Origin of the sequence: Streptomyces sp. NBC_00872 (assembly GCF_045161915.1) — a bacterium.
In the GTDB taxonomy this organism is placed as follows: domain Bacteria; phylum Actinomycetota; class Actinomycetes; order Streptomycetales; family Streptomycetaceae; genus Streptomyces.
In genome coordinates, this window is sequence record NZ_CP108806.1 from 1 (window position 1) to 25,738 (window position 25,738).

Sequence of the window (25,738 nt, forward strand, 5' to 3'; positions counted from 1 at the left end):
ACCACATCGCTGCGCGATGTGCAAGCGAACACCCGTGCTCCGCACGGGTGTTGCGCGCTCGCTTCGCTCACCGCGCCCTCCGTTGAGTCCTTTCGCTTCGCTCCAGGACTCAACGGAGGCAAACCTGGGCCGCGTTGCGGCCCCAAGGTCCGGGCTTCGCCCGGACCAGTGGCCTCCGCTGCGCTCCAGCCACCAAAAACCGCAGCAGCAGGACGTCTGGGCTGGCGGTCCACCGCGGCGAGGAAGCGGTGGACCGCCAGGGGCTTCTACTCGGGCTGCGTCACCGTCAGGGCCCACCGGATGCTCTCCTGCGAGGCGTCGATCCCCACTGTGAAGGACCCTCGCCGCACGACACCCGCGTCCATGGTCGCCGAGCCCGCACCCACACTGCCGACAGGGCAGTCCACCGCGAACTCGGCAACCCGCACCTGCTGTGACTCCATCGTCGCCACCACACTGTCTCCACCCTCACAGGCCACGGTGAGTACGGTCGGCAGTCCTTCCCACGCACCCCCTGACGCGACTCCACCGTCTCCCGTCATCTCCTCAACCCACACCAAACCCTCCGGCCCGGGGTGCGGAAGAAGACCTCCAGTTGCTGCGGCAGGCATTGCCCCTGCCAGGCCAAACGCCGCCACTATCAACACGGTTGCAATCTTCCTTGCATACATCACGCCTGTCCCTCCCAGCGACTTGTCATGGAACACACATCGTGACGCAGGGCAAGGTCCGCGCACATGAGTACACGCACTCATGACACCCACTCCGGGAACACGCCCACCCGTAGGGTGGCATCCAGGTATAGGCGCGCTTTGAGTGACCGTCAGGATCCTCTTCGGGCTTTCGGTGATACCAGCCGGGCAATCTCATGATTCTTATGCTTCATTTTGATGCACGAGATAGACTCTGGAGCCGGAGCACACCACTCCGGAGCACTTCGGGGCCTTATGAAGTTCCACTCACTTACCTCGTAAGCGTCCCGGCTGAATCAGATAGCCGACAACAGTGCCACTTCCACCGTGACCTCAACGGCTTCTCTGCATGCAGGTTTCTTGTTCCCGCCGCCCGAATCTACCCGGCCGGCCCCCAGGAGAAGGCAGACGGGTATGTCGACCACTAACCGTGCTGATCAGCGTGAGGCCGCCCAGCGGGAAGCCGTTGACGCGGTCCTCCGCGCCCTCGAATTTCCTGCAAGATCACTTGTGCCCGAGCAAGGTCTCCGGACTCAGGTGATCATGGCAACCGGGTCCGGCAAAACCCGGGTGGCGGTCCGCAGTGCGGAGGAGCTCCACGCGGGCCGTGTGCTGGTGCTGGTACCGAGCCTGGACCTGCTCTCTCAGACCGAGTCCGCGTGGCGTGAGGGGGGCCGCCGGGGGCCGATGATCGGGGTGTCCTCGCTGCGGGGTGAGGAGGTGTCCTTCCCCAACACCACGGACGTGGATGAGCTGGTGGAGTGGGCGCGGGACCTGGAGAAGGTGACCGTGTACGCCACGTACGCCAGCCTGGGGCTGGGCACGCTGGAACGGGCGCACGCCGCCGGCCTTTCGGCCTGGGACCTAATTGTGGTCGATGAGGCGCACCGCACTTCCGGGCGGATCGGGAAGCCGTGGGCGGTCGTGCACGACAACCAGAAGATCCCGTCCCTGCGCCGCCTGTACATGACGGCCACACCAAGGCTGTGGCAGGTCGGGGACGAGGACCAGGACGGCGCGCCCGGTGAACTGGTGGCGAGTATGGACGACGACCCCGACTCGGCCTTCGGCAGCCGCTGCTACACGCTAACGCTGTCGGAGGCGATCGACCGGGGGATCTGCGCGCCGTACCAGGTCGTGTGTGTGGACATCACCGACACCGCCCTCCAGGCCGCGCAGCTCCTGGGCGCCGAAGGCCGCTCTGAGCAAGTCCGCGGGGCGCGGCTCGCCGCGCTGCAAACCGCCCTCGTGAAGGCGTCCGCGGAGGAGAACTTCCGCCGCACGCTCGTCTTCCACCACGTCGTCAAGGAAGCCGAGGCGTTCGCGACCGGCCTCCCAGCTGTCGCAGCCCAACTGCACGCCGCCGACCCCGAGCTGTACCCGGCAACCATCTGGGCCGACTGGCTCTGCGGGGACCACAAGCCGCTCCACCGCCGCCGACTCCTCGGGGAGTTCGCGGCCGGGATCGTCACGGACGGCACCGTCGTGGAGAAGTGCTTCCTCTGCTCGGTGAAGGTCCTGGGCGAAGGCGTCGACACCAAGAACTGCGACTCCGTCTACTGGGCGGATGTACGCGGCTCCATGCCGGACCTGGTCCAGGCCGTGGGCCGCGCGCTGCGGATGCAGCCGGGCGAGGGCAAGATGGCCTCGCTCGTGGTGCCGGTGCTGCTCGGGCCTGGCGAGACGGTGGACAACATGCTCACCTCCCGGGCGTTCGGCGGGCTCGCCAAGCTCTTGGAGGCGCTGCGGGCGCACGACGCGCGGATCGTGGAGACCCTTGCGGAGCAGCAGGCCCCGAGCCGCTACAAGCCCGTCAGCAAGGATGACAGCGGGAAGAGCACGGGCGGGAGCGGCGAAGGCTCCGGAGGCGTCAGTGCTCCCGCCAAGGCGCTGCTGAAGTTCAGTACGCCCCGCGACCCGGCCGCCCTCGCCGCGTTCATCAGCCTGCGCGTCGTCAACCCCGAGCACGAGCACTGGCGGCGCGGCGTGGAAGCAGCCGTCATCTACGCCTGTGAACACGGCGACCTCCGCGTCCCGTTCACGTTCCGCGTGCCCGCCATCGACGACCAGGAGAAGGAAGCCACGGGGTGGCCGGCCTCGCTCGCCGGGTTCCCGCTGGGGCAGTGGACCGCTGATGCCCGCCGGTTCTACGCCCGCGGCAAGATGGACGAGGACCGCATCGAGCAGCTGGAGAAGCTCGGCATGATCTGGTCGCACTTCGACGTCGCGTGGGAGGAGGGCCTGTCCGCCGCGCGCGGGTGGGCCGCCGAACACGGGCACCTCCTGGCGCCGCTGGACGCCACCTTCCAGGGAGCGGCGGTGGGCATCTGGCTGAAGAACGCGCGGGCCGCCGCCCGGAAGGCTCGGGAGATCAAGCGGCGGCGTGCGGAGGGGCTGCCGGTGGAGTCGTCGGCCGGGGCGCTGTCGGACGAGCGGCGCGAGCAGTTGGAGGAGATCGACGCGTCGTGGTGTCCGTCGTGGCCGGTGACGTGGCAGCGGTGCTTCCACCTGGTGCGAATGCACCGGGACGCGGGCGAGGCGCTGCCCACCGAGGCGGGCGGGGTCCTGCGCCAGGGCGAGGACCTCGGGCGGTGGGTGACGTCGGTGCGGTGCGGGTGGGACCAGCTCACCGGCGTGCAGCAGTGGATGTGCGAGCAGGTCCTCGGGATCACACCCGTGCCCGAGGACGAGAAGCCGCAGAGGCCCCGTACGCAGGCCGACAAGTGGACCGCCAACCTCGCCGCTGCCCGGCAGTTCTTCGAGCGCGAGGGCCACCTCAAGGTCCCGCGCAAGCACGTGGAGACCGTGCTCTCCGAGGACGGCCGGGAGGACCAGTTCCGTCTGGGGGCATGGGTCGACAACCAGCGGAGCAGGGCCGCCGCGCTGACCCCGGAGCGGATGGAGCAGCTGTCCGAGGTCGGGATGCGGTGGTCCTGATGACGGCCGTCGTCGTCGCCGCGGCCGCCGCGCTCGCGGCCGGCTATCTGCTCGGACGGCTTCGCCCCTGGCGGCGCGCGGGCGCCGGGGCGGCCGATCAGGTCCGCTTCACCGGGGCGTGGGTCCGGGGCGGCTCCGGCCGCCAGGCCGTCGTCGTCCTGGTCCACGTCGTCACCGCGCCACGCACCAGCTGACGCATCATGCGCGCCCCGGCCACCGAGACGCGGGTCCCGGCGCCCGTACGCGATCCGGACTGGATCGCCAACCGCGCCGACCAGGAAGGAACCGCGTGAACACCGACGGCACCGACCAGAGGAACGACGTGACAACAGCCAGCAGCGAGGACGGAACGGATACTGCTGGCTCTGCAGAAAGGCACAGGGCGACAGTGCGGATGACGGAGCTGAAGCGGATGTGGATCCGGAATCTGGTGTCACACCAGGTCTTCGACGGATACACGCCTGCCGGCGATCCGGAGGAGCGCGGGCAGGGGCACCCCGCGTCGGGCGGAGTACGGCCGCCCGAGCAACGAGGGCTCTACCAGGTCCTCGCCAGGTGCACCGAGCCGGAGCACCCCGGCGCCTCGGAGGTGACCGACCTCGCCAGCGCCGACTCGGTCGAGGAGGCCGCGGTGATGGTGCGCCGCGCGAAGGAAGGCAACCTCTACGGGCCCCCCGGGCCTGTACCGAATCGTGGAGGTCTTCGAGGACAGCCCCTCGAACTCCGCACGGCACATGCTGGACGCGCTCTCGCAGACCGCCTCCGAGATCGGGCGCGCCGCGGCCGCTGTGGTCGGCGCGTACGAACCGGGCCCCGAAGCGAGCGACATGTTCGAGGTGCTCACCGACTTCTTCCACCGCACCGTCGTATACCTCTGGCACCTCGCCTACCCCGGCGATCGGGGCGACGGCAGCACCCCCAAGCAACCGCACGGCAGCGACCACGGCCGCGCCCTGGCACGCCTGCTCATGGCCCACCCGGAGGCGCTGGGCACGCCGCTGGCAACCACCGCCGCCTCCAGCACCCTGCCGCTGGCCCACCTTCAACAGCCGGGCTCCCCTCCCCGGTGGAGGAACCGGCCTCGGCTCCGGTGTAGGACGCGAGGGACGTTTTGGCCGGCAGCAGAGCGGTTCCCGTGGGCCCTTGCCGTGCCGGGCGGGTGCCACTGGCCGGACGGGGAGTTCCTGGACGTCGCGCTGAGCGCGGTGCGCGCTGGGGAACACGAGGGGTACGTCGAGCGCCTGGAGGCGTTCGTGCAGCAGCACCGTGCCCGCCTGGAGGAACTGCTGCGCGCGTACGGGCCGGGCAGCAAGCCCGCCTCGCACGGCCGGTACGCGTTGATCGGGCAGCCCGAGACCCTGGTCATCCTGGAGCGGATGGAGGCCGTTCCGATGCTCCTGCGCGGCCAGTGGGAGAAGGAGCTGGAAGACGTCTTCCTGGACGACCTCGAGTTCGCGTGGGGGCCGCGCATCCGTCTCAGCCGGTGAGCAGCCGGAAACGAGCAGCGGGACCGGGCAGGGTGATCCTGTCCGACCCCGCTGTCGTCGGGTCAGCCGAAGTCGAGCGTCTCCTGTGCGAAGTCGGCCGGGGGCGGGCTGGGCGGGGGCGCCGGTGCGCCGTCCGGGCGGGCGGCTTTCCAGCGTTCGGCCAGCTCGTCCTTCCTTCCCTTGGGCGGGGGCCATGGGGCGCCCCGGGCGGCGAGCTGGTCACGCTTCCAGCCGCCGGTGGGCGTGCGAGCGGCTTCGACCTCTTCGGGCGAGGGCAGGTCGGGCATGGTCAACGGCCGCGGAGTTCTCCGCCTCATCGGGGATGATCAGATCGGTGAGCTGCCCCGCAGTTGGCATCCGTCCGCGGTTGACGACGACTGCGACGAAGATGACCACGACCGGCAGCAGAGGGATGAGGGCCGCGTCGGGCGATCCGAGGAACGCTGCGCCAGCCATCACCAGGACTCCCGTGAGCCCCACCACGAGGGCCCGCAGACGCTCTCTCGGTGCGGCCGGAGTCACGCCTGCGAGGTGGTCTGCGTCGAGAAGATCGTCGATACGCCCCTCGGCGTAGCGTTCGGCGATGGTCAGGAGCATCACACGGTGAGGTCTTCCAGAGCGGGGCCCGGCTTGGAGTCCTGAGTCTCACGCATCTCACCGCCAACAACCCTTGGAATGTGAGGAACCGACGCCGGCGCATCGCAGCGGACATGCAAGCGTCGCACCGCTGGCAGAAGTGGTGTGGCCTCGCCCGGTCTGACGTCCCTCTCCCTCTTCGCCTGGCGGTCCCGGCCCCCGTAGGATCACACGGCCTGGATGTGTGCGGCGTACGGTCCAGGCCTCCAACGGCGCGGCACTTGCGGCCTATGACCTGGAGTTCCTCGACGGGGAGAAGAAGAGTGCGCGGTTGGAGGACCGGCGCTGCTGGCCGGTCGTTGCCTTGCTGACGGTCGCAGCCCAATGCGCCACGGTCCTCCGACGCTGGGAGGAAACCCAGCCGGACTGCCAGATCCCGCGCGTCTCCGTGCAGCCGGTCGAGCGCGCCATCTGGAGGGCCCACCGCACCCGCCGCGCCAGAGCCGGACGACACAACGAACGGCAGTTCAAAGCCCATGCCGCCCTGGTGGTGGGCGCGCTGCGACAAGCCGAAGCACGCCAAGGTGCTTAACGGTCTCCTCTTCGCGGTCACTCCGTGGTTGGTCTTGGTCGCAATGGCTCTGTTCCTCGTTCCTGGACCAGTTCAGCGCTGGGGAACGGCGTCCTTGGAGCACTTGCAGCGATGGCGTGCCGACTCGGGGGTGCGTCGAGCTGCTCCGTTTCTGACGCAGATGCTGCTGCTGCCACCACGAATACGAGACCGGGTCGGCGGCCACGGTTTGGCCCCTGGGTATGTCGTGCGGTGGTGGCGTGCTCGGCCCCTGGCCGGGCCGTTCAAGAGTGCTCTGGACGGCTTCGGCCACATCACCCGTCCCTGATCTGCCATGGTCGGGTCCGTGGTCGGGTGACCGGCGTCGTGGTCGGGTCCGTGGTCAGGGCGTGTCGCTGGAGTAGTAAAAGCGGCACATCACACCCGGCCCCGATGTGCAGGGCTCACCGAGGCGCAGATCGTACAGAGCGCGGCCGCCGGGTCACTTCGACAGTTCGGTGGACAGGGCAGCGCCGTCGTCGACCTCATCTGGCCGCTAGCCCATGATGTCCAGCAGCAGGCCGCCCAGCGGTCCGCCGATGAGCGTGGCGTAGGTCTGATGCGGGAGCAGCTGCTCGTCACCGTTGTTCATCCCTGCAGCGTTCCAGCCACCACCGACAACGCGGAACACGGGCTCGCCCGGGAGCACCGTGGGCTTGCCCGCGTCCTCGATAGTGCGGCGCCGGGCCGCTCTGTCGCGGTCAGGGATTCCAGCGGCCGAAGCGGGCCATGAGCTTGCGCGTCGCATTCTCGTTCAATCCGAGAGCCGCTGCCGCCTGCTCGGTGGTCACGTCAGCCCGCGTGCCGTGGGCCGGCCAGTAGGCGGCCTCAGCGGCGGTCACCTCCAGGCGGCGTGCCGCCCGAATGGCGGCGAGCGGAGAGCTCTTCGCCAACTTCTCGGTCTCTTCGCTTAGTTGCGGCAGGAGTGCGCTGACCGGCTCGGGCAGGGGAATGGCCGAGGCCGCGACCTGTTCGGTGTGCTCGTCCCAATTCTGGGTGGACTCGTCTGCCGCGCGTGTGCGCCCGCCTTGATCAGGTCCTGGTCGCCGATCTCGTCCCAGTCGAGCTGATGTGCCGGGCCGCTCCAGCCGCAGGAACAGACCCGAGCAGACCCCGCGTAGAGCAGCCGCCCTGGGACCCTTCGCCGCGCGGCCGTCGTAGACGCTCCACCGGGCGACTCGCTGTCCTCCTCCGTCGGATCCCATGTCGAAGATGACCCCTTCAGGCGCGGCGCCGTCGGCCAGGGGGACACCGGCGGCGCGCTCGTGCGAGGTGCCGAACTCTTCTGTTGTCCATGTTTCCCGCTCATCCCGCTCATCCCGCTTACCCATGGTGCCCCTCCGGCTTCTCCCGCGCTCTGGTCCGGGGCGCCTCGGACGACGATGCCGCAACCGGGCCGCGTAAGCCGCCGGATTCGCCGAATCCCGTACACCGGTCCGTGTCTTGGACCTGCCAGGGCGGCGCGCAAGAGCCTCCAGCCCCGGTCCCCGGCAACGTCGTTCAGCTCCGTCCGCCCAGCCTTTGGCCTCTCAGCCACGAGGGGTGTCGGCGTACGAGCGAATGTGCTCAGCCGGGTACATGTGAAGATGCTCGCGCTTCGGGTTGGGGGTCCACTGGCGTGGGGTGGGTCGTCTTCAGGGGGCCCAGGGCAGGCGTACTGCCTCGATCTCGGGGTCGTTCAGCAGTGCTTGGATGAGGGCCGGGGTCCCGGCGACCTTGGTGGCCCACAGGTCGTAGTCGCTGCACAGGACCCAGGATCGGTCTTCGGCCCAGAAGTTGCTCGGGCTGAAGTCGGCCTCGGGGTTGTCGTAGAGGGCCTCGGCGTCGCCCAGGCGGCCCGACCGCACATGGAGGTTGTCGAAGTCGAGGGCCCCGAGCATCAGCGGGTTGTAGTAGGCGAGGCAGGCAGTGTCCGGACCCGTGGGGCTCTGCTCGGCAAGGATGCCGACCAGCCGTTTCCAGGTTCCGCGATCCAGGCTCCCCTCGGTGGGGGGAACGATGCCGAGCGGCCAGCTCCCCTCCTTCTTGACGGAGGGAAAACACCGGTAGGAGGGGAGCAGTCCTTCGGGCACGACGGGGTCGCCGGTGCGCTGGGCGAGTTCCGTCCAGGGCAGACGCCGCCAGCCGCGGCCGGGGTGCCCGGCGCGGCCCAGGCCGCCTCCCGTGGTAATACCCACTTCGAGGTCGATGCCCGCGAAGGTATAGGGCTGGACGTTTCCGTCTGCTAGACGCGCCTGGCGGTACTCGTGGTACGACGCCTCGCCTGGCCCCTGTTCGTGCTCGTACATGGCGTTGAGCACCCAGACAGCATCGGGCATCGCCGGCGGCATGAACCCGGTCAGACCATCGCCGCAGAGCTCCAGCAGCCAGTCTGTGGCACCGGACGGCGCAAGCGGCCACATGCCTGACAGCAGGTCCGATTCTTCGGTCATGCGTTCATGATCCCAACTGCGGCGCCGAGCCCCGCGCGCGGCCGGCCACTATGCCGCCCGCCCGCGCCACGCAGGCACCTTCCCGTGTACCTGGCTGAGCATCGGGAGGCGTACCTCGATATGGGGCCGTGCCCGTCGTTCGCGACTACGCGGCCCCTCCTCGTTCCCAGGCTCCGGCGGCGACTGCGGAGTTGAACAGAAGAACTTGACAGGGAAAGTACCGCCACCCGCCACCCGGGTGGACCTCTCCTTTGCTGAGCATCGGGCCATGAAACCCCGCCTGTGACCTGCGGAAAAGAGCGATCCGGGGTACCTCCCGCCAGGCAGGAGGCCATCACCAGATCTTTACCGTGGCGCCCGCCAGGCGGGCCGCCACCGCAGCCCGGGACACTAACTGAACGTTTCAGAATGAACGTCGTTGGGAGGGTTGGCAGTTGGGTTCTGTGTAGGCAGGATCTGTTGGGTGTCTGCTGATCTTGTGCCTGATGACCTGTGGGAGCGCGTGGCTCCGTTGCTGCCTGCTCGTCGGCCTCGGCGGCATCGGTATCCCGAGCGGTTGCCTGCGGATGACCGTGCGGCTTTGCGTGGCATCGTTTACGTGCTGCGCAAAAGCGTGAGCTGGCGGGACGTCCCCGCGGAGCAGGTCGGCTGCAGCGGGGTGACGGCCTGGCGGCGCCTGCGTGACTGGACTGAAGCGGGGGTGTGGCCCCGTCTGCACGAGGTCCTCCTGGCGGAACTGCGCAAAGAGGGTCTCCTGGAGATGGACGACGCCGCGGTCGACGCCTCACACGTCCGGGCGCTCAAGGGGGGGCTCACACCGGACCTTCGCCGGTCGACCGGGCCCGGCCCGGCAGCAAGCACCATCTGATCGTCGACCGGCATGGAACTCCGCTGGCCGTCTCACTGACCAGCGGAAACCGCCACGATGTCACTCAGCTCATGTCTCTGCTGGACGCCATCCCACCCATCCGCGGTCCGCGCGGCCGGCCACGCAGTCGCCCCCGACGGCTGTTCGCCGACCGCGGCTACGACTTCGACAAGTACCGCCGTCTGGTCCGGGCTCGTGGAATCACCCCGAAGATCGCCCGTCGCGGCACCCCGCACGGCTCCGGACTCGGCAAGACCCGCTGGGTCGTCGAGCGCACATTCGCCTGGCTCCACCACTTCAAACGACTCCGTATCCGCTACGAGATACGCGCCGACCTCCACCTCGGCCTACTCCAACTCGCCCGCAGCATCATCTGCTTGAGACGACTCCGAACCTCATTCTGAAACGATCAGTAAGCCGCGGGTGTGTGCACAGTCCGCCGTATGACGGACGAACTGATCTGCGCAGACCTCTGCCCGCTGTGCTCCCGACCGCTCCGACCCGAGTTCCGCAGCACCCGCCCCTCCGCCCAGCAGGACCACCCGGCCCGCGTCTGGTTCTACCGGTACCACTGCGACAACTGCCAGAGCGTCCGGCCCCACCCGTTCTGGGACGTGATGCGCGCCCTCTACGAGAGCTGACCCGGGCCGTGCGAATGCTGCGCCACGACCACACGAGCGCCACCAGCCCCGGAATCGCACCGCGACCGACTCCACCTCAACCAGCGCGCGCCAACCCGGCACTCGCCTGACGAGCCAACACCACCACTGACCGCACCACGTCACCTACCCCCTTCAACACGAACGACCACTACCGCCCCCGGCGCCCGCGCCGGGGGCTTCGTCCTGCCCGGAGGAGTCCGCTGTGCCCACGTGCGAGGCCCGCATCCAGCCGGTGATGTCGAACAGCGACCGAGCGGTTCTCGGTGGCGCTCACCACCCTTACCGGGATGATCACCTTCTCTGAACTACTGAACTTGATTGGGTGATGTCGGGCTGTTCCTCGGGCTTGGGTGATGTCGGGCTGTTCCCCGGGCAGCGAGCAGGTGGCTTCGGTAGTCCTGGGGCGGTGAGACATTCGCAGGGTGGCGGCCCGACCGACGCCCAGAGGGCAGCACGGGAGCGTGTCCGCCACGAAGCCGTGGCTCGCTTCGAGGGCGGGGAGAAGGACCGGGAAATCGCTGCCGCACTGCGCGTCTCGGAGCGGTCGGTGGAACGCCGGCGGCGCCAGTGGCGCGAGAACGGCCGCGCCGGGGTGGCCTCCAAGGGATCACCTGGCCGGCCCCGATTGCCAGGTGCGCAGATGGCCAAGTCGGAGCGGGAGTTGGAGCGTGGCCCACTGGCACATGGGTGGGCCGAGCCTGGCAGATCCTGGTAGATGAAGAACAGGCTGAGCGGCGCCATCATCTGGATTCGCAGCCCCCGCCCCGCCCCGCCGCACCGTGATCCGAACTCGGAAAAATATCCTAGTTCGCCGCGCCGTCGAGCAGCCAGTTGTAGCGCAGTCGAAGCGCTCGCTCCATGCTGCCCATCGCTGCCGCGACCCCGAGTGTGATGTTGAGCCATAGCGGTAGGTGGATGGGCGACTCGAAGCTCCCGATGCGTGAGGCGATGGGAGGTATCCGAGAGAGCGGTTCAACGATCTGCACGGCGAGAAGACCGGCACCCATGAGGAGCACGATGAGGGAGCAGAAGCCGATCCACCGGCTCAGCGCCGGGTGGTCGCGGTCGAGGCGGGCGCGGCGCCCCTCGGCAGAGGCAGGGTGCGGGACGAGCTGGTGCTCCGCACCCGCGGTGGTGACGTAGTGGCAGCGTTTGATCCCGAAACCGCTCATCGCCACCTCGATCGTGCCGCCCGGCACGGGGAAGGTGGCAGGGATCCTGGATTCGGCGTGGAGCTTGCCGTCGAGGTACAGGTGCGCCTTGACGCTGCCGGAGCTCTGGTTCTGCCAGTGCCGGACATCGATCGCGTACATCGTCCGACGACCGTCGTGCTGCGTCAGAGGGAGGTGGAACAGCGCGCGGCCCGGCAACTGCCACCAGCGAAAGCGTTGCAGGGGCCGCCCGTCCCCCGGTTGCACGCGCTTCGCGGCTCGACGCCGCCGCCGCTCCTCGAACATCCCTCAGCCTCCCTGGCACTCGACCGCATCCCGCACTATCACGCCGTACTAGTGATGTGAGGGCTAAACTATCACGGCGTACTAGTACGGCGTGGTGAGAGGCAGCGGCAGTGACAGAGAAGAAGAAGAGCGCCGGCACACGGGGCAGGATCCTCGCGGCGGCCGCGGCGATGATCGGGGAGGACCCCTCGGTGAACCTGAGCGTGCGAACGGTCGCGGCGCGGGCCGGGGTGAGCACCGGATCACTCAGACACTTTTTCCCGACACAGCGCGAACTGCGGGATGCGGTGCTCGCCGTCATCTATGACCACGTGGTCTCCGAGGACGGGATCCACGACCGTTCGGTTCCGGCACGAGACCGGCTTGTGAACTGCCTCCGGCAGGTGCTCGCGCCTGCCGGAGCGGGGGAACAGGCACGCGAGGCATGGGGCAGACTCTTCGAGACATTCATCGCCCCCGAGCCGACCGACGAGGTGCGCGCGGCGTATCTCGCCATGGACCGGGAAGGGCAACGCCGCGTCGAGTCCTGGTTGGCGATCCTCACCCAGGAAGGCGCGCTGGCCGCGGGAGAGAACACCCGACGCGCGAGATTCCTGATGACCGTCCTCAACGGACTCGCGACCGAGCGGGCGTTGCCCGCCGAGAAATCGATCCTGCGATCCGAGACGGAAACCCTGTACATGGCCGTCGACTGCGTCCTCAACTCGCGAACGAGATGACTATGACTGGTCACCTTCGACGCCGCCGGTCACGGCACTACGCGGAGAAAGACAGGCCGCCGGGTCAGACCGCGGCCGAGCCCGATGACCGGCCATCGGACACGAGATACCTGAAATTCTGGAAAACAAACAACCCCCGGGGCCGCTGGCCTCGGGGGGTTCGTCGTGGAGCGGATGACGAGAATCGAACTCGGGCTCCGAGGTCGGGAATCACGAGTGGCTTCGCTCCGCCATCCGAGGCCGGAAGATAAACAACAAGCTCAGGCACTTCCCGCGTCACCCTCCCCGATCTCATCGGCCACACCACGACAAAGGGAGCCATCGACACCCTCACACCGCCCCTCGCCCAGCACCTCGACCCCGCGGCATCACTGTCAACACCGTCGTCCCCGCCGCCACCACCACCGGTGCCGGCACCGGCACCGGCACCGGCACCGACATGAACATGTCCCGGTTGCGTGGCAACTCCGAACTCATCGCCGCCATCGCCGCGCAGAACGCCCTCGGCCGCATCGGCGAACCCGCCGACGTCGCCGACGCAGTCGCCCTTCTCGCCTCCCACGACGCCCGGTGGATCACGGGCCAACTCATCGACGCCACCGGCGGCTTCCGCCTGCAGACGGTATCCCTCCGGCGACACAGGGCACATCCGAGTCGCGGCATGGTCGACACACAGCGGGAGCCCTGCCGGTGGCCGGGCTCCCGGAGGTGCGGTGGCTTCAGCTGCGGGCGAGGGCCGCTCCCGGAGGTCAGATGCCGAGTTGTCGCTGTACGGCCTGGGCGTCGATCAGGTAGTTCATCTCGTAGAAGCGTCCGTCACGCACCTTGTGGAAGGAGTACTCGGCGTACTCGATCGTCTCGCCGGTCGGAGCGACGCCGAACCACTCCTTCGCGGGGGTGCCCTTGTTGAACAGACGGGCTGCGACGCGGTCACCGTCGATGGCTACGTCCCGTACCCGCCAGGTGAAATCCGGCACCGCGTCGCCGTGCCCCTTCAGCTCCGCGATGACATCGTCCCGCGTGACCGGCCGGCCGTTCTCGGTGAGCTCGTCATGAATGAACTCGGTCATCCGGTCGAACTCATGCGCGTTGAGCGCCCCGATGTAACGCTCGAAGACTTCGCGTACTTCCTTCTCGGACATGCTGACCTCTCTGCCGCCCCGAACCGCGGGGCGTGGATTCGGACGATGATCGGCCTGCGACGACGCCCTTCCACGAACTCGCCGTGATGACTGCCGCCGTGGGCGGGAACCGAGAGCACAAGCCTTCTATTCCGATCGGTACAGAAGTCGTGCGGATCGTCACCCGGGAGTACGCTGCACACATGGCTGGTTCGCGGAGCGCCGCTACGGGTCGGCCTCGGGAATTCGATGTCGACGAGGCGCTCGAGCGCGCCATGCAGGTGTTCTGGGAACGGGGATACGAGGGGGCCAGCCTCACCGATCTGACCAAGGCCATGGGCATCACGAAGCCAAGCCTGTACGCGGCCTTCGGCAACAAAGAGGAACTGTTCCGCAAAGCCCTGGAGCGCTACACCGAGGGTCCGGCCGACTACGGGACGCGCGCCCTGGAGGAGCCGACCGCGCGAGACGTGGCCGAGGCGATTCTCTACGGAGCGGTTCGGACCACGACGCGTCCCGGAGGCCCTGCGGGATGCCTGGTCGTGCAGGGCGCGCTGGCGTCGGGCGATGCGGGCCGGCCCGCGCACGACATGCTGGCCGAATGGCGGAACGATTCGGGTCTACGCCTTGAGGAGCGCTTCCGGCGGGCCGTCGACGAGGGCGACCTTCCGCGCGACGCCAACCCCCGACAACTCGCCCGACATGTCATGACGGTGGCCTTCGGCATCGCCGTCCAGGCCGCCGGCGGCCTCGGCCGCGACGAACTCCAGGACATCGCCGACATGACACTGGACCGCTGGCTGCCGTAGCGGGCGCGCGGCAGACACACACGGGGCGTTCCCGCCAGTACCACACAGCCAGGCCAGTACTACACAGCCAGGCCTGAACGATCCGGAGGCGCAGGCACCGCTTGAAGTGGTGCCCGCGTGCGGCGGCCCGACGGCCGCAACGGAGGCCGGACCACAAGAATCCAAGACCAACGACCTCATCCTCTTCGCCGATCAGGTTGAACAAGCGGCACTCAAGCGCCCGGCCGGTCACAGACCGACCACCGAGCCCCAGCCCGGTTTGCTCACCCCGCACCACCAGCGATCCCCTGGCACGCCGCTGACCAGCACACCTGATCCCAACCCAAAGACGAATCAGATAAATACCCACAATCCGCCGTCGAAGGTGCGGCCGCAGGGAGGCGGAACACAGGACACGCCTGATGAGACGCTGTTCGCAGCGATCATCTATGTGCTGGTGAGCGGGTGTGCCTGGCGGGCGCTGCCGCCGTGCTTCGGAATCTCGAAGTCGACCGCTCACCGGCGGTTCACGATCTGGTCCAGGGCCGGCGTCTGGGGGCGGCTGCACGAGGCCGTCATCGACAGAATCGACGAGTGCGGCCTGCTCGACCTCTCCCGCGTGGTCCTCGACTCCGCACACGTGCGGACCAAAAAGGGGGCGAACTCACAGGCCCGAGCCCCGTGGACCGGGGCAAACCGGGTTCCAAGATACACATCCTGTCGGACGCGGCCGGACTGCCCCCGGTCGTCGGCGTCTCCGCCGGCAACACCCACGACAGCCACGGACTGAAACCCATGGCGGCCAGTCCCCAAACGAGACACGACCCCGAGAACGGCTGGAACTACAAGCCCGGCAAACTCCACGCCGACAAAGCATACGACGTTCCTGACCTGCGGAAATGACTTCTCCGTCAACGTATCGGCGTCCGCATCGCGCACAAAGGCATCGAATCCGGAAAACGATGAGGGCACCACCGGTGGCCCATTGAGCGGACCATGTCGTGGCTGACCGGCTACCGCAGACTCAACCACCGCCACGAACGCCACCCCCGCAACTACCTCGCATTCCTCGGCCCCGCCGCCACCCTCTGCTAAGCCGGCGCGGCCGAACATCTGACGCCTGAGTGTCTTGACGCGGTTGACGTGTCCCTCGACGACCCCCGAGTTCCAGGGCTGTGTGAGGCCGGCGGTGACGGCGTCGAGGCCGGAAAGAGACGCGACTGGCCACGGTCCTCGGGCGCCCCACCGGGCTTCAGTCCATGGCTGTAGTGGCTGTTGGCGCCGGAGAGGCCGGCCAGCAGGGCGGTCTCGCCGGTCCTGTCAGCCGAGGCATGCCTCGGCAACCGCAGTGTCCTCGGCAACCTGACCACCGGAAGCGCCGACGGCGCCGATGACGCGGCCGCCGCTGACAATGGGCAGGCCGCCGCCGAAGGTCACCAGGCCGCCGTTGGTGACCTCGATGTTGTACAGATCGCCGCCGGGCTGTGACAGCTTGCCGATCGCCGCTGACGGCATCTTAAAGAAGGCGGCCGTCCTCGCCTTGCGGATCGCAATGTCGATGGAGCCCAGCCAGGCGTCCTCCATCCGGGAGAAGTGCAGCAGATGACCGCCGGCATCCACCATCGCGATGTTCATACGCACGCCCATCTCGGCAGCCTTGGCGATGCCCGCCGCCGTGCGGTCCATCGCCTCCTGCAGCGTCAGAGCAGTCACTGTCCCTGGTCCTTTCCGGTGTTCGCGGTGCTCCGCCGGTCCGCTCGGGACCGCGGCAGGCGAGTTGATCGGCTGTGGGCGCTCAGCACAGTCTGCACGGGTACGGGTACGGGTACGGAGGCGGTGGCTGTCTCGGTCGGCACGTCCCGGGGAACAGCAGTGGAGATCATGCTTTGCCGCACACCGCCACCTCTGCGACCGTTCGCAGGCGCTACCCCTTTTCTTCGGCTTGAACGGCTGTCACGTTGACGGTTGTGGCTTGAGCACAACCGCATCCTGATGGGCGAGGCAAGGGCGTCGGTACGTGCCCTGACCACGCGGCCGACCTCATCCACGGGCCTGACCCTCTGCACGGCCTTCGGGGGAGACGCTGGAAGCGGCGCTGCAGGAGCCGGAATTGCCGATGGACCTGGCGGACACCGGTGACACCGACCGCTGGGACCACGGGCTGCGGGCGTTCCACGGCTGAGGGTTCACTCTGGTGGGACAGGATGTCGGAAGCCCGGTCATCACCGTACCGGGCTCCGGCTCCGCCGCCGATCCCATCGCCTTCTTCAGTCCCGTCGTGTCTCCCTCACCCAAGGAAGAGGATGCCGGCCGACTGCGGGACGGAGTACTCGATACGCGCCGTGCGCGACGAGCAACTGCTTGGCCAGCAGTTCGTCGAGAGTGGCACGGATGTCGGCCGGATCGGCCTTGAGGTAGCCCTGGACCTGGGTGACGAGATCGCCGGGCGTCCGCGCGACGCCGACGGTGAGGGCGGCGCGCAGGAAGATCTGCTGCCGGAACGTGATGCCGCGCCGGGCCAGGACGTGCTCCAAGACCCCGCGGGCGGCGTAAGTGGGCCAGGGCGAGGCGCAGGGCCACGCCGGGACCGCCGCGTGGCCCGCACGCCAATGACGAGGACGACGACGGCGGGCAGGACGGAGCGTCAGGCCGCGACCAGGGCGCTGATCAGCTTGGCTGCCCCCCTTTGTTCTGCGGCTTCGCGGTGGTTACCGTCAGTTCCCGGGGAGCGCGCGGTTCGATACCGGTGCCCCTGACCGCCTTGGCGAACTCGGCGTCGAACCACTCCTTGCCTCCCTCCCCGCCGGGGTGGCGGGGTACTGCGGGGTACTTCGGCCGCAGCAGCCGTGGCCGGGCAGCCCCTGCATCCGATGGACCCGGCCAGCCTGCTCGACCGGCTCCGAGCCGCCGGAGTTCCCGCCCAGCGCGGCCGACCAGGGCGGACAACCGACGACTGCGCCCGTACAGCACACGGCGCCCTTCCGACGACGGCGCCCGCACCGCACAACCCGCGGGCCCGTCGGAGAGTTGAACGGGCATGACACGTCATACCCATCGCGGCCATGCCAGGACGCCGTCCGAGGCCCACCACATCGCCGGTAGCGTGGCCGCACACCTGAGAAGGAGTGAGCGCATGGACGAGCCGGACACCGAAGAAGAGGCGGTCGTCGCGCGGATCAAGGCCCAGGATGCCGCCTTCGCGGAACTGGACCGGCAGCACCGTACGTACGCGGTGCGCGGACCCATCCGCGTCGAGGTGCACGGTGAGCGGTACAAGGTGCCGCTCACCGTCAGGGACGTACGGGCCGCCCTGCCGGCAGAACTCCGTACGGCGTTCGACGACGAGATCGACGGCGCTCCCCCGGCGGTCACCGGCCGGCTGATCCGGAAGTGGGCCCTGGAGACCATCCCCGGCGACGCGATCGACCGCGTCGATGTCCTGCTGCGCGCCGAGCAGCTGGCGGCCGGGCTCGGGACGGCCGCCGCCTGACCTACCGCATCGCCTTCGCCCCCATCGCCGAAGAAGCCCTCGGCAAGCTCCCTTCCCCAACCGCTTCAAGACCGCCGTGGTGCGCACCCTGGGTACCGAACCGTACGGACACGGATCCACACCGGTAGGCAGCGACAGGGAACGACGCGAGGCCGTCGTCTCCGGGGCGATCGTCCGGTACATCATCTCAGCCGGAATCCCCACCGTCACCGTCGTCGGGCTCGTCCCCGAACCGTAGGCAGCCCGTTCGGCCGTGGTCCTGGGCGAGATCCAGTACGACAGTCCCGGCCGGACATCGAGTACAAGGCCAGTTGGGGCAACCTCGCGGCACTCGCCGGCCAGATGCTGCCCTGGTGGCCGGACCTCCTGCGCCTGCCGAGCGTGGTCCGCGAGTGGCAGCCCGGCCGCCCCAGCGGCCGTGGTCGAAATTCCTGCCAACGACAACGAGAAGATCCTGCGCCAAGCCGCGGCCAACGACATCTTCGACGGCACTTACGGGCGGCCGTGACGGACATGGCCAACAGCAACCGCAACAACCGGATCGACCACACGACGCACGAGATCGGGATCTTCTGCAAAGACAGGTACGGCCAAACGCCGAACCCCGTCGTCGCCGGCGCCGTACCCGACACCGCCACCATCTCACCCCGGAAGTCGGCGTTCGTGTACATGACGCTGACCGGCGCCAAGGCCGCAGCGCCCGCGCTGGCCTTCGTGACCGTTCCCGCGTTCAACCGGTTCAGGAGGCGGGTGTCGCTCATCACGACCCGGGAGCCGTCCGGGCATCGGTGATACGTCCGTCAGTGGCCTTGACAATCGCGTCGGTGAAGCTCGCACAGCAACTCTTCGCGCCCGTCAACACGTTCACAACGCAGTGGCGATCCTTTTCCGCTGCCCGGGCCAGCTGTGCTGTGACCGCGATGCCCATCCCCGCGACGGCGGCGGCTACCGCGAACATCCGACTACGCATTCTTAGTCCCTCGGTCAAGGTCAGTCCCGCGGGGCCAGACGGCTGGGCATGTTGCTCTGCCCGGACCACCTCACGTCCCGGGCTGTGATCTGACCTCATCTGGACTCGCCTCGCTGGGAGCGTGAGCTCGCGAGGCAACACCAATACGAACCAACCATGAAACGGATCTTCATCCATCGTGAGCATCAACTGGATCACGCGCGCTGAAATCAGCGCAGACATCCCCACCATTCGCGACATCAGCCTCGCCGCGTTTGACACTCCGTTGGAGGCCGACCTCGTCGATGCCCTGCGCGCCGACCCTTCGTGGATCAACGGGCTGTCCATCGTCGCCGGCGACCACGACGGCAAACTCATCGGCCACGCGCTGCTGACCCGCTGCCACAGCGCCGACACCCCGGCCCTGTGCCTAGGCCCGTCTCCGTCTGGCCCGAGTACCAGAAGACCGGCGCTGGATCCGCGGCAATCCGCGTCTCGTTGCAGGCCGCCAAGGAGTTGGGCGAGCGCTTCGTCACTGTCCTCGGACACCCGACGCACTACCCGCGGTTCGGCTTCACTCGCGCTTCCAAGCACGGCATCGGACTCAGCATCGACGTCCCGGACGAGGCCATGACGGCCCTCACCCTCGACGCCGAACACCCGCTGCCCAGCAGCACCGTCCACTACGCCGCACCGTTCGGCATCCAGTCAGAGCCCGCCGTGCCGGGGCGCCAGCGAACCCCGGCACGGCGGTTCCCGCCAGCTCCCCCGCACAGTGCGCCAGTCATCCAGCTCATCGCCTCCGGCGAGTCGGCCGTCGTCGAGCTGCGCAACGGCCAGGTCCACAACCGGCTCGGCCCCGCAACCGACCCCGACCTCATCCTGGACAGACGCCCCGTGCCGTTCCCGGCCTGCTCAGCGGTCTGACCGGTCTCGAACGCGCCGGCCAACTCAGTCTGTCCACCACCGGTCGACAGGACCCGTCCACCCGCCTCCGCCGCTCGCACGGGACCGATCCCGGGCCCAGGACGAGGTCCCCGGATGAGCGGCGGCTCCGCACCGTCGGCGAAGTCCCCGTAGCACGCCCCGGCCCCGCCACCCCTCCGCATCCGCGCCCCGGGGCCCCTGCCCACCCGTCCCGGACGGCCCCCGGGCCCCGGGTGAAACAGACCAGCCGACACACCGACGCCGACCGGCGGATCGGAGACCAGACCCACGAACCGGAAGGCGAGTTCGGGGCCGGGCAGGCGGCGACCGAGGACCTGCGGGCCAAGGCGGTGAAGGCGCGGTCGGCCGACACGAACTACGCCCGTGCGTCGCGATGAGCGAGCGCGGAGGCAGGGCGCCGGCCAGGCGCTCTGTACCACGGTCGTCGCGGGCACGGGCACGGGGAACGGCGTAATGTCCCCGGCTCTCACGCGGGAGCGCGGGCAATGAGCACCCCTTGCCGGATGCTCACTGTCGGCATGTACCCGCTGGCGAGCTCTGTCCGCCGGCGGCCGTTGGCCGTCTTCCTGCGGGGCGGGCGGGGCATCGATGGCAAGCGTCTACGGTCCATGCGGACCGATCACGCCCGCGCGATCCTCTTCATCGAACACAACATCCGCACCGTCCACGCCGTATCCGTACAGGGGGGCGGCGCCGGCTCACCCGTTGTGTGGCTGTCTCCTGATCGTACCCGCGCTGCCCAGGGGTGCCGTGAGACTTGCGCCGTGGCCGACATCGGACGCCCCACTTGGCCAACGAGGGCGACGGCACTCTTGCCGGCAAGCCGCAAACGGCCACCGTTCCCGGCGCTCGGAACCCCAGCCGGACGACCGGAACGCGGCCAGGGATTTGCAGTGGGCGAGTCCGGCCGATCGTCGTCCGCCTGGTCAGGTGGTCCGGTCGGGGGGCTGCAGGGAGTCGAGCCAGCGAAGGAGACGGGCGCCCTCGCGGGCCATGATGTCCGGGTCGCGCAGGGCGTTGGCCAGGAGCGACATGCCCTGATAGGCGGAGATGAGGGTGATGGCGAGGCCGTCCGGGTCGCGCAGGCCCAGGGCACGGAACTGGCGTCCGGTCCATTCCAGCAGGCGTCGGATGACCGTGCCGGCCTCCGCGTCGAGGATCCCGTCGGCGCGTTTGTCGAGTTCGACGGCAAGGGTGCCGGTGGGGCAGCCATAACGGGCGGTGACCTGGCGCTGGTCGACCCATGCCTCGATCAGGGCCTTGAGGCGGTCGCGTGGCTCGGGCAACCGGTCGAGGCGACTGGTGAGTTCGTCCAGGTGTGCACTGTGCTCGGAGAGCGCGGCCAGGACCAGCTCGTCTTTGGTCTTGAAGTAGTAGTAGACGTTCCCGACGGGAACGTCCGCCGCCCGCGCGATGTCGGCGAGGGTGGTGCGCTCGACCCCCTGCTCGTGCAGGACCCGGGCCGCCTCGGTCGTGAGTCGTCGGCGCTTGTCGGCTGTCCGCGCCCGGGGCTTCACTGAGTCAGTCACCCGACTAACTATAGACAACCCCCGGCGCGGTCATGCTACGGTCCAAATAAGTCAGTCAACTAACTCATACGGAGATACGGCAATGATCGTGGTGACAGGCGCGACCGGCAACATCGGACGAATCCTGGTGCCCCTGCTGGCAGAGGCGGGGGAGAATTCCGTGGCCGTCTCGCGACACCCGCAGCCCGAAAGGCTCCCGGCCGGAGTCCGGTACGCCCAGGCCGACCTCGGGACCAGTACGAGCATGCGGCCCGTCCTCGACGGCGCCGACGCCCTCTTCCTCCTGCTGGGCGGCGAGCTCAACAGCCACGGCGAAAGCCCGAGCACCCTGCTCGACACCGCTCTGGACGCCGGGGTCAGGCGGATCGTCCTGCTCTCCTCCCAGATCAACTCCACACGCCCCGAGGCCCTTTCCCACACCCGCCTGCGCGAGTTCGAGGCCGCCGTGCGCGCCTCCGGAGCGGACTACACGATTCTGCGCCCGGGCGGCTTCGCCTCCAACGCCCTCGCCTGGGCCGATCCGGTGCGCACGAAACGTACGGTCCTCGCCCCGTTCGGCGATGTGGCCCTGCCCGTGATCGACCCGGCCGACATCGCCGCAGTCGCCGCATCCGCTCTGCGCGAAGAAGGGCACTCAGGCCGCACCTACGAACTGACCGGACCCAAGGCCGTCAGCCCGCGCCAGCAGGCCGCAGCAATCTCGCGGGCCCTCGGCGAGGACGTCGACTTCGCGGAGCTGACCCGCGAACAGGCCCACACCCACATGACGCAGTTCATGCCCGAAGAGGTCATCGACGGCACCCTGGACATCCTCGGCGTCCCACTGCCGACCGAGCAGGCGATCAGCCCTGATGTAGAGACCGTCCTCCGCCGGCCCGCAAGGACCTTCGACGAGTGGGTCGCGCGCAACCTGCCGGCCTTCCAGTAGGCCCCGCCCCGGCACGACGGGTATCCCCCTGCACCAGGTTCCCGACCCGAAACGGACCGGCATTACGCAGGATCCCCGAGAGATCCAGGAATCGCCGGAGCCCGCCCCGGGTCTCATCCGGGTCGCTGATCACCCGGTCACATCGCGTCCGGCCCGGACCGTCCACTCATCGCGTGAATGAGCGGAGTCGCAGAGGAACGCCCCGCAACCCGTCCGGAAGCAGACGTTCCACCATCGCCATCACGGTCGCTCACCAGCCCAGTGATCAAGCCAGTGCCTAGTGATCAAGCCAGTTGAGACGACCTCTGGGGTCAACACCAGCCGAACCACCTGAGCGCGAACCCGGACGGGACGCTGCACCACCCCGGCCAGATCACGGAGGTCAGCCGGCGTGCCGATTCGGCGGACCTGGTTGCCGCCGCACAAGAAAGATCTTCCGGGAACTCGCGTCCAGGAGCGGCAGTTGAAAGGATGCCCACGACTGCGCAGCCGCCTCACGCGTGCCACGGGTCAGCCACACCGACAAGAAGGGATTCGACATATGGACGACATCTTCGGGGAACTCATCGAGGAGATCGCGGAAGAAACGGCCGAGGAGATCGGCGGCGAAATCGCCGAAGAGGTCGTCGAAGGACTCTTCGACTGACCAAACGTCCATGGGATGCGGCAACGGTCCGACCCGCACCGCATCCCATGGACGAAGACGCCAGAAGCGGGCGCCGCCATGATGGCGCGCATCGGGGAGGCGGCATGCCAGGCGTTGCCGACCGTGACGCCGGTCCTGGGGGTGTTGACGCGGTGCCAGCCGACAGCGGCCACGAGGTTGGAGAAGTCGTGGACCGCGGGGTGCTTCGGAAGGACCTCCGCCTGGCGTTCGAGGAGCCAGCGGATGTCGATGGCGAGTAGCCCTCGGGGGTTGTGGCGGGGTGCGACAATCCGTCCGTGTCCGAGGAGCTCTCGCGTTGGTATCGGGGCCGCCTGGTGGGCGGTCCGTTCAGGTCGTTCGACCCGGGTGAGTGCGACGCGCTCGAACGGGAGATCGGGCTGCCCCTGCCGCCCGCGTACCGCTCGTTCCTGGAAGCCGTCGGCGGGGAGAAGCTGGACTACTCGGTCCGCCTCCCGGCTTGTGAACCGGAACCGGTCCAGGGCTTCGACGACCTCTACCAACTGGGCCGTGACAACGCCGGTGGGTACGGCTGGGGGACTCTGCTGGGCGAGTACCGACGCAGTCGCGATGGGTGGCTCGCTGAGAACGTGCCCCTGACCGGCCTGCTGCCCATCGCCCGCAACGGCAGCAGCGATAGACTCTTCCTCGACCTGAACCCGGCCGCTCAAGGCCAGCTCCATGCCTGCGTCCATGCCATCGCCTGGCCGGGGTATCTGAGCAGCCATGTCTTCACGAAGGCCGCCGACGACTTCGACGCCTATCTCGACAGCCTGTTCATGACCCCGAGCATGGCGGAGGACGCCTGGGGCGATGTCGCCGACAGCGACCCCTCGGATCCTTGGCGCAGGACCGTCGAGGAGTGGTTGGACAAGGAACTGCCGACTTGGCGTGCTGAAGCCTGGGCCACACCCTGACGCGCGGTGTGGCGATGCTGCCGGACAGCTTCAGCTTGAACCAGGTGGCGAGTTCAACGGCCTTGGGTTCGGGGAGGCTGGGCAGCCGACCACGGGTTCTGCCGCCGGCCGCCTTGCGGCCCGCGTGGCAGGCCGCGTACAGGCCGGAACTCAGACCCGGTGCGCGCGTACAGCGAGGCCATCAAGGCGGTGGAGGCGGCAGCGCACGCTGTCATCCAGCCGAACAACCCCGAGGCCAGGCTCGGTACGATGCGCGGCGAGATCAAGAACGCCCGCCACAAGCCCACCACCGCGATCTCCACACCGCCGACCGGTGACCCGATCTGCCCCGGTGGAGGCGACGACGCGCGCCCTGTGGGATGGGCAGACCTCCAGCCACGGCGCCCTGAGCGCCACCGTTCCCCAATCCCTGGAGGCCGCCAGGGCCGGAGTCCGCCTCGCCGCCGCTCTCGTCCACTGGTTCGTCTCCGGAGCGGTCGTCCGGACCCCCTGAGCTTCTCCGGCGCAGAGGCCGGCCGCCACCCGAACGGTGAGGGCCAGCCTTGCCGGTCGACAACTGCACGACGTTGGGTAGCGATTTCGGTGGCCTGTTCGGAGCGCTTTCCCAGGTCTCAGCATGGGATCGATGTGGCATGTGCTTGTACATGCCCGATGTCCGCCGACCACACCGTCACCACACCGCGCACCAGATGGCGGCTCGCCCATTGACCGGCCCGCGCATCAGCGGCGGGCTGAGCGCCCGGCTGGAGAACGAGGAGCCCCCGCAGCAGAAATGCGGGGATTCGGCTCTCGCAGGGCCAGCGCTTGTAGCCGACGCGATGCCCCACCGGCGCGGGCGGACCAGCATCGGCCAGCCGAGGCGAGATGTGCACGAAGCGGGGACAGCACGGTACGGGTGAGCGCAGACTTGGCGTGGCTGTTTCCGAGGCAATCGTAGAGGAAGCGATATGCGCGATGAGCCCAGCAGCAGGTCCGGGGCTGCCCGCGATCCCGGGCCGGTGGAAATCGGAACAACTCGCAATGCGGTCGGATCCGCGCATTCCGGTAACTATGTTGAAGGGCTGCTGACCGCAGCAGCCCTGACGCCCTTCTTCCAGGCCATCGCTACCAAGTTCGGTACCCAGGCCGCTGAGGGAATGGGGAAGGTGTGGGGAGACCTCATGGGCCGCATGCGACGTGACCGAGCGCAGGCGACAGCTCCCGAGGTCCCCGCTGAACTCCTCCTTGAGGGACCGAACGGAGCTCGGGTCTTCTTCAGCATCGAGCTCCCTCCTGAGGCTGTGCGTCACCTGGTGGAGATGGGGGCCGAAGGGCTGTGGCCGCTGGGGAAGAATCCGACGCTCCGCTGGCACGGCAACGTCTGGCGCGCGAACCTTCGCCAGGATGACGGGGTGATCGTGGGCGAAAAGTACTGGGATTCCACAGCGAGGACATGGAACGACCGCCCGCCTTTGCCATAGCCCCTCGTGCTGTAGCCCCTCGCTTCGGCCCGGCCCCGGCGGACCTTCGGGGACAAGCCTGCGACGTCTACGGCGCGCGCTTCGGCAGCGCGGCAACGAATACCGAGGCGTACACGGACACCAGGCGGACAACCGTCCATCACACCATCCGCGCGTATCTGTGAAGCCGGCCTTGACGACAAAGGTCCGCGTCCTCAAGGCCGCCAAACCCGAGGTCGCCCCGCCCCGCCAGGCGGACCCTGCCAGGCCCCGGCGCCCGTCGTCGCCCAGACACTCGGCTACCACAACAAGAGCACCACCCGCATCGCCACCGACGCCGGAGCCCTGGAAGAGCTTCGCGCCGGGCGATCACAGCAGCTGACAGGCACGGTGGCACGGGAACGACTGAGGCTGACGGAACAATCAGCCATCGGCCAGAGCCATGAGGAACTGCGTCTGTGCGTCGTCCCGCCCCGCGCACCCTCTGGGGACCGCGATGAGGGCGGCCAGGGCTCGGCACCAACC

Annotated in this window: 26 protein-coding genes and 3 pseudogenes; 20 read left to right on the forward strand and 9 right to left on the reverse strand. The window is 68.6% G+C overall.

Annotated elements, in window-relative coordinates; genetic code table 11:
* Positions 1-266 precede the first annotated feature (266 nt).
* A complete protein-coding gene (locus OG214_RS00005) occupies positions 267-452 on the reverse strand; it encodes a hypothetical protein (protein ID WP_405983281.1) in 186 nt (61 codons plus the stop codon).
* 654 nt (positions 453-1,106) lie between these two features.
* On the opposite strand from OG214_RS00005, the gene OG214_RS00010 reads away from it, so the two are divergent.
* The 3 genes from OG214_RS00010 (at position 1,107) to OG214_RS00020 (ending at position 5,116) form a co-directional block, all read left to right on the forward strand.
* The gene (locus OG214_RS00010; RefSeq protein ID WP_405983282.1) at positions 1,107-3,629 is read left to right on the forward strand and encodes a Helicase associated domain protein; all 2,523 of its coding nucleotides are present in this window, start codon (positions 1,107-1,109) and stop codon (positions 3,627-3,629) included.
* Positions 3,629-3,823, forward strand: a complete 195-nt coding sequence (locus OG214_RS00015; RefSeq protein ID WP_405983283.1) for a hypothetical protein — start codon at positions 3,629-3,631, stop codon at positions 3,821-3,823. The genes OG214_RS00010 and OG214_RS00015 overlap by 1 nt, the downstream gene beginning before the upstream one ends.
* Before the next feature lie 498 nt (positions 3,824-4,321).
* Positions 4,322-5,116 (forward strand): hypothetical protein, encoded by a 795-nt coding sequence (locus OG214_RS00020; RefSeq protein WP_405983284.1) that lies wholly within the window; start codon positions 4,322-4,324, stop codon positions 5,114-5,116.
* Between the two features lie 62 nt (positions 5,117-5,178).
* On the opposite strand, the gene OG214_RS00025 is transcribed toward OG214_RS00020, so the two are convergent.
* Both OG214_RS00025 and OG214_RS00030 read right to left on the reverse strand, forming a co-directional pair.
* On the reverse strand, positions 5,179-5,409 hold the full coding sequence (locus OG214_RS00025) for a hypothetical protein (protein ID WP_405987714.1): 231 nt from the start codon (positions 5,407-5,409) through the stop codon (positions 5,179-5,181).
* A complete protein-coding gene (locus tag OG214_RS00030) occupies positions 5,336-5,713 on the reverse strand; it encodes a hypothetical protein (RefSeq protein ID WP_405983285.1) in 378 nt (125 codons plus the stop codon). Before OG214_RS00030 ends, OG214_RS00025 begins: the two co-directional genes overlap by 74 nt.
* A gap of 223 nt (positions 5,714-5,936) precedes the next feature.
* Here OG214_RS00030 and OG214_RS00035 point away from each other — a divergent pair, with 223 nt between their 5' ends.
* Entirely contained in the window at positions 5,937-6,284 is a 348-nt protein-coding gene (locus OG214_RS00035) for a hypothetical protein (RefSeq protein WP_363085219.1), read from the forward strand.
* A gap of 719 nt (positions 6,285-7,003) precedes the next feature.
* On the opposite strand, the gene OG214_RS00040 is transcribed toward OG214_RS00035, so the two are convergent.
* Both OG214_RS00040 and OG214_RS00045 read right to left on the reverse strand, forming a co-directional pair.
* Positions 7,004-7,633: a hypothetical protein gene (locus tag OG214_RS00040; RefSeq protein ID WP_405983286.1), complete on the reverse strand. Its 630-nt coding sequence runs from the start codon at positions 7,631-7,633 to the stop codon at positions 7,004-7,006.
* Positions 7,634-7,936: 303 nt separating this feature from the next.
* On the reverse strand, positions 7,937-8,734 hold the full coding sequence (locus tag OG214_RS00045) for a hypothetical protein (RefSeq protein ID WP_405983287.1): 798 nt from the start codon (positions 8,732-8,734) through the stop codon (positions 7,937-7,939).
* Between the two features lie 463 nt (positions 8,735-9,197).
* Between OG214_RS00045 and OG214_RS00050 the strand changes: the two genes are divergently transcribed.
* The 3 genes from OG214_RS00050 (at position 9,198) to OG214_RS00060 (ending at position 10,979) form a co-directional block, all read left to right on the forward strand.
* Positions 9,198-10,006, forward strand: a protein-coding gene (locus OG214_RS00050) for an IS5 family transposase (RefSeq protein WP_405983288.1) whose coding sequence is annotated in 2 segments (ribosomal slippage) — positions 9,198-9,537 and positions 9,537-10,006 — 810 coding nt in all. Because the reading frame shifts where the segments join, the coding sequence is not laid out codon by codon here.
* A 39-nt stretch (positions 10,007-10,045) separates the two neighbouring features.
* On the forward strand, positions 10,046-10,243 hold the full coding sequence (locus tag OG214_RS00055; RefSeq protein WP_405983289.1) for a hypothetical protein: 198 nt from the start codon (positions 10,046-10,048) through the stop codon (positions 10,241-10,243).
* Between the two features lie 346 nt (positions 10,244-10,589).
* Positions 10,590-10,979, forward strand: a complete 390-nt coding sequence (locus OG214_RS00060; protein ID WP_405983290.1) for a helix-turn-helix domain-containing protein — start codon at positions 10,590-10,592, stop codon at positions 10,977-10,979.
* An 88-nt stretch (positions 10,980-11,067) separates the two neighbouring features.
* On the opposite strand, the gene OG214_RS00065 is transcribed toward OG214_RS00060, so the two are convergent.
* Positions 11,068-11,721: a hypothetical protein gene (locus tag OG214_RS00065; protein WP_382861032.1), complete on the reverse strand. Its 654-nt coding sequence runs from the start codon at positions 11,719-11,721 to the stop codon at positions 11,068-11,070.
* A gap of 110 nt (positions 11,722-11,831) precedes the next feature.
* Between OG214_RS00065 and OG214_RS00070 the strand changes: the two genes are divergently transcribed.
* Both OG214_RS00070 and OG214_RS00075 read left to right on the forward strand, forming a co-directional pair.
* On the forward strand, positions 11,832-12,440 hold the full coding sequence (locus OG214_RS00070) for a TetR/AcrR family transcriptional regulator (RefSeq protein ID WP_405983291.1): 609 nt from the start codon (positions 11,832-11,834) through the stop codon (positions 12,438-12,440).
* Positions 12,441-12,807: 367 nt separating this feature from the next.
* A pseudogene (locus OG214_RS00075) lies at positions 12,808-13,038 on the forward strand (SDR family oxidoreductase); the annotation flags it as partial.
* 151 nt (positions 13,039-13,189) lie between these two features.
* Here the strand turns inward: OG214_RS00075 and OG214_RS00080 are convergent.
* Entirely contained in the window at positions 13,190-13,582 is a 393-nt protein-coding gene (locus OG214_RS00080; RefSeq protein ID WP_405983292.1) for an ester cyclase, read from the reverse strand.
* 182 nt (positions 13,583-13,764) lie between these two features.
* Here OG214_RS00080 and OG214_RS00085 point away from each other — a divergent pair, with 182 nt between their 5' ends.
* Both OG214_RS00085 and OG214_RS00090 read left to right on the forward strand, forming a co-directional pair.
* Positions 13,765-14,370, forward strand: coding sequence for a TetR/AcrR family transcriptional regulator (locus OG214_RS00085; protein ID WP_405987387.1), 606 nt, complete (start codon positions 13,765-13,767; stop codon positions 14,368-14,370).
* Between the two features lie 352 nt (positions 14,371-14,722).
* Positions 14,723-15,444, forward strand: a pseudogene (locus tag OG214_RS00090) (IS5 family transposase); the annotation flags it as partial.
* A 225-nt stretch (positions 15,445-15,669) separates the two neighbouring features.
* On the opposite strand, the gene OG214_RS00095 reads toward OG214_RS00090, so the two are convergent.
* Positions 15,670-16,062 (reverse strand): heme-binding protein, encoded by a 393-nt coding sequence (locus tag OG214_RS00095; protein ID WP_363082492.1) that lies wholly within the window; start codon positions 16,060-16,062, stop codon positions 15,670-15,672.
* 481 nt (positions 16,063-16,543) lie between these two features.
* Here OG214_RS00095 and OG214_RS00100 point away from each other — a divergent pair, with 481 nt between their 5' ends.
* The 5 genes and pseudogenes from OG214_RS00100 to OG214_RS00120 all read left to right on the forward strand — a co-directional run bounded on the left by OG214_RS00100 (position 16,544) and on the right by OG214_RS00120 (position 20,113).
* A complete protein-coding gene (locus OG214_RS00100) occupies positions 16,544-16,762 on the forward strand; it encodes a hypothetical protein (protein ID WP_405983293.1) in 219 nt (72 codons plus the stop codon).
* A gap of 720 nt (positions 16,763-17,482) precedes the next feature.
* Entirely contained in the window at positions 17,483-17,839 is a 357-nt protein-coding gene (locus OG214_RS00105) for a hypothetical protein (RefSeq protein ID WP_405983294.1), read from the forward strand.
* Positions 17,840-18,352: 513 nt separating this feature from the next.
* Positions 18,353-18,631, forward strand: coding sequence for a hypothetical protein (locus OG214_RS00110; RefSeq protein ID WP_405983295.1), 279 nt, complete (start codon positions 18,353-18,355; stop codon positions 18,629-18,631).
* 356 nt (positions 18,632-18,987) lie between these two features.
* Positions 18,988-19,493, forward strand: a pseudogene (locus OG214_RS00115) (GNAT family N-acetyltransferase); the annotation flags it as partial.
* 455 nt (positions 19,494-19,948) lie between these two features.
* Positions 19,949-20,113: a hypothetical protein gene (locus tag OG214_RS00120; protein WP_405983296.1), complete on the forward strand. Its 165-nt coding sequence runs from the start codon at positions 19,949-19,951 to the stop codon at positions 20,111-20,113.
* Positions 20,114-20,662: 549 nt separating this feature from the next.
* Here the strand turns inward: OG214_RS00120 and OG214_RS00125 are convergent.
* Complete coding sequence (locus OG214_RS00125; protein ID WP_405983297.1) at positions 20,663-21,265, reverse strand: TetR/AcrR family transcriptional regulator; 603 nt, start codon at positions 21,263-21,265, stop codon at positions 20,663-20,665.
* 82 nt (positions 21,266-21,347) lie between these two features.
* On the opposite strand from OG214_RS00125, the gene OG214_RS00130 reads away from it, so the two are divergent.
* From OG214_RS00130 to OG214_RS00145, 4 genes are all read left to right on the forward strand, one after another.
* Positions 21,348-22,193, forward strand: a complete 846-nt coding sequence (locus tag OG214_RS00130; protein WP_405983298.1) for an SDR family oxidoreductase — start codon at positions 21,348-21,350, stop codon at positions 22,191-22,193.
* Between the two features lie 942 nt (positions 22,194-23,135).
* The gene (locus tag OG214_RS00135; RefSeq protein ID WP_405983299.1) at positions 23,136-23,774 is read left to right on the forward strand and encodes an SMI1/KNR4 family protein; all 639 of its coding nucleotides are present in this window, start codon (positions 23,136-23,138) and stop codon (positions 23,772-23,774) included.
* 313 nt (positions 23,775-24,087) lie between these two features.
* Positions 24,088-24,267: a hypothetical protein gene (locus tag OG214_RS00140; RefSeq protein ID WP_405983300.1), complete on the forward strand. Its 180-nt coding sequence runs from the start codon at positions 24,088-24,090 to the stop codon at positions 24,265-24,267.
* 454 nt (positions 24,268-24,721) lie between these two features.
* On the forward strand, positions 24,722-25,234 hold the full coding sequence (locus tag OG214_RS00145) for a hypothetical protein (protein WP_405983301.1): 513 nt from the start codon (positions 24,722-24,724) through the stop codon (positions 25,232-25,234).
* Positions 25,235-25,738: the final 504 nt, after the last annotated feature.

Excerpts from the sequence above, each read along its gene's own strand:
- OG214_RS00010 (WP_405983282.1), top strand. The coding sequence starts at position 1,107 with ATGTCGACCACTAACCGTGCTGATCAGCGTGAGGCCGCCCAGCGGGAA.
- OG214_RS00015 (WP_405983283.1), top strand. The coding sequence starts at position 3,629 with ATGACGGCCGTCGTCGTCGCCGCGGCCGCCGCGCTCGCGGCCGGCTAT.
- OG214_RS00030 (WP_405983285.1), bottom strand. The coding sequence starts at position 5,713 with ATGCTCCTGACCATCGCCGAACGCTACGCCGAGGGGCGTATCGACGAT.
- OG214_RS00040 (WP_405983286.1), bottom strand. The coding sequence starts at position 7,633 with ATGGGTAAGCGGGATGAGCGGGATGAGCGGGAAACATGGACAACAGAA.
- OG214_RS00045 (WP_405983287.1), bottom strand. The coding sequence starts at position 8,734 with ATGACCGAAGAATCGGACCTGCTGTCAGGCATGTGGCCGCTTGCGCCG.
- OG214_RS00055 (WP_405983289.1), top strand. The coding sequence starts at position 10,046 with ATGACGGACGAACTGATCTGCGCAGACCTCTGCCCGCTGTGCTCCCGA.
- OG214_RS00060 (WP_405983290.1), top strand. The coding sequence starts at position 10,590 with ATGTCGGGCTGTTCCTCGGGCTTGGGTGATGTCGGGCTGTTCCCCGGG.
- OG214_RS00065 (WP_382861032.1), bottom strand. The coding sequence starts at position 11,721 with ATGTTCGAGGAGCGGCGGCGGCGTCGAGCCGCGAAGCGCGTGCAACCG.
- OG214_RS00080 (WP_405983292.1), bottom strand. The coding sequence starts at position 13,582 with ATGTCCGAGAAGGAAGTACGCGAAGTCTTCGAGCGTTACATCGGGGCG.
- OG214_RS00085 (WP_405987387.1), top strand. The coding sequence starts at position 13,765 with ATGGCTGGTTCGCGGAGCGCCGCTACGGGTCGGCCTCGGGAATTCGAT.
- OG214_RS00105 (WP_405983294.1), top strand. The coding sequence starts at position 17,483 with ATGGACGAGCCGGACACCGAAGAAGAGGCGGTCGTCGCGCGGATCAAG.
- OG214_RS00110 (WP_405983295.1), top strand. The coding sequence starts at position 18,353 with ATGGCCAACAGCAACCGCAACAACCGGATCGACCACACGACGCACGAG.
- OG214_RS00130 (WP_405983298.1), top strand. The coding sequence starts at position 21,348 with ATGATCGTGGTGACAGGCGCGACCGGCAACATCGGACGAATCCTGGTG.
- OG214_RS00145 (WP_405983301.1), top strand. The coding sequence starts at position 24,722 with ATGCGCGATGAGCCCAGCAGCAGGTCCGGGGCTGCCCGCGATCCCGGG.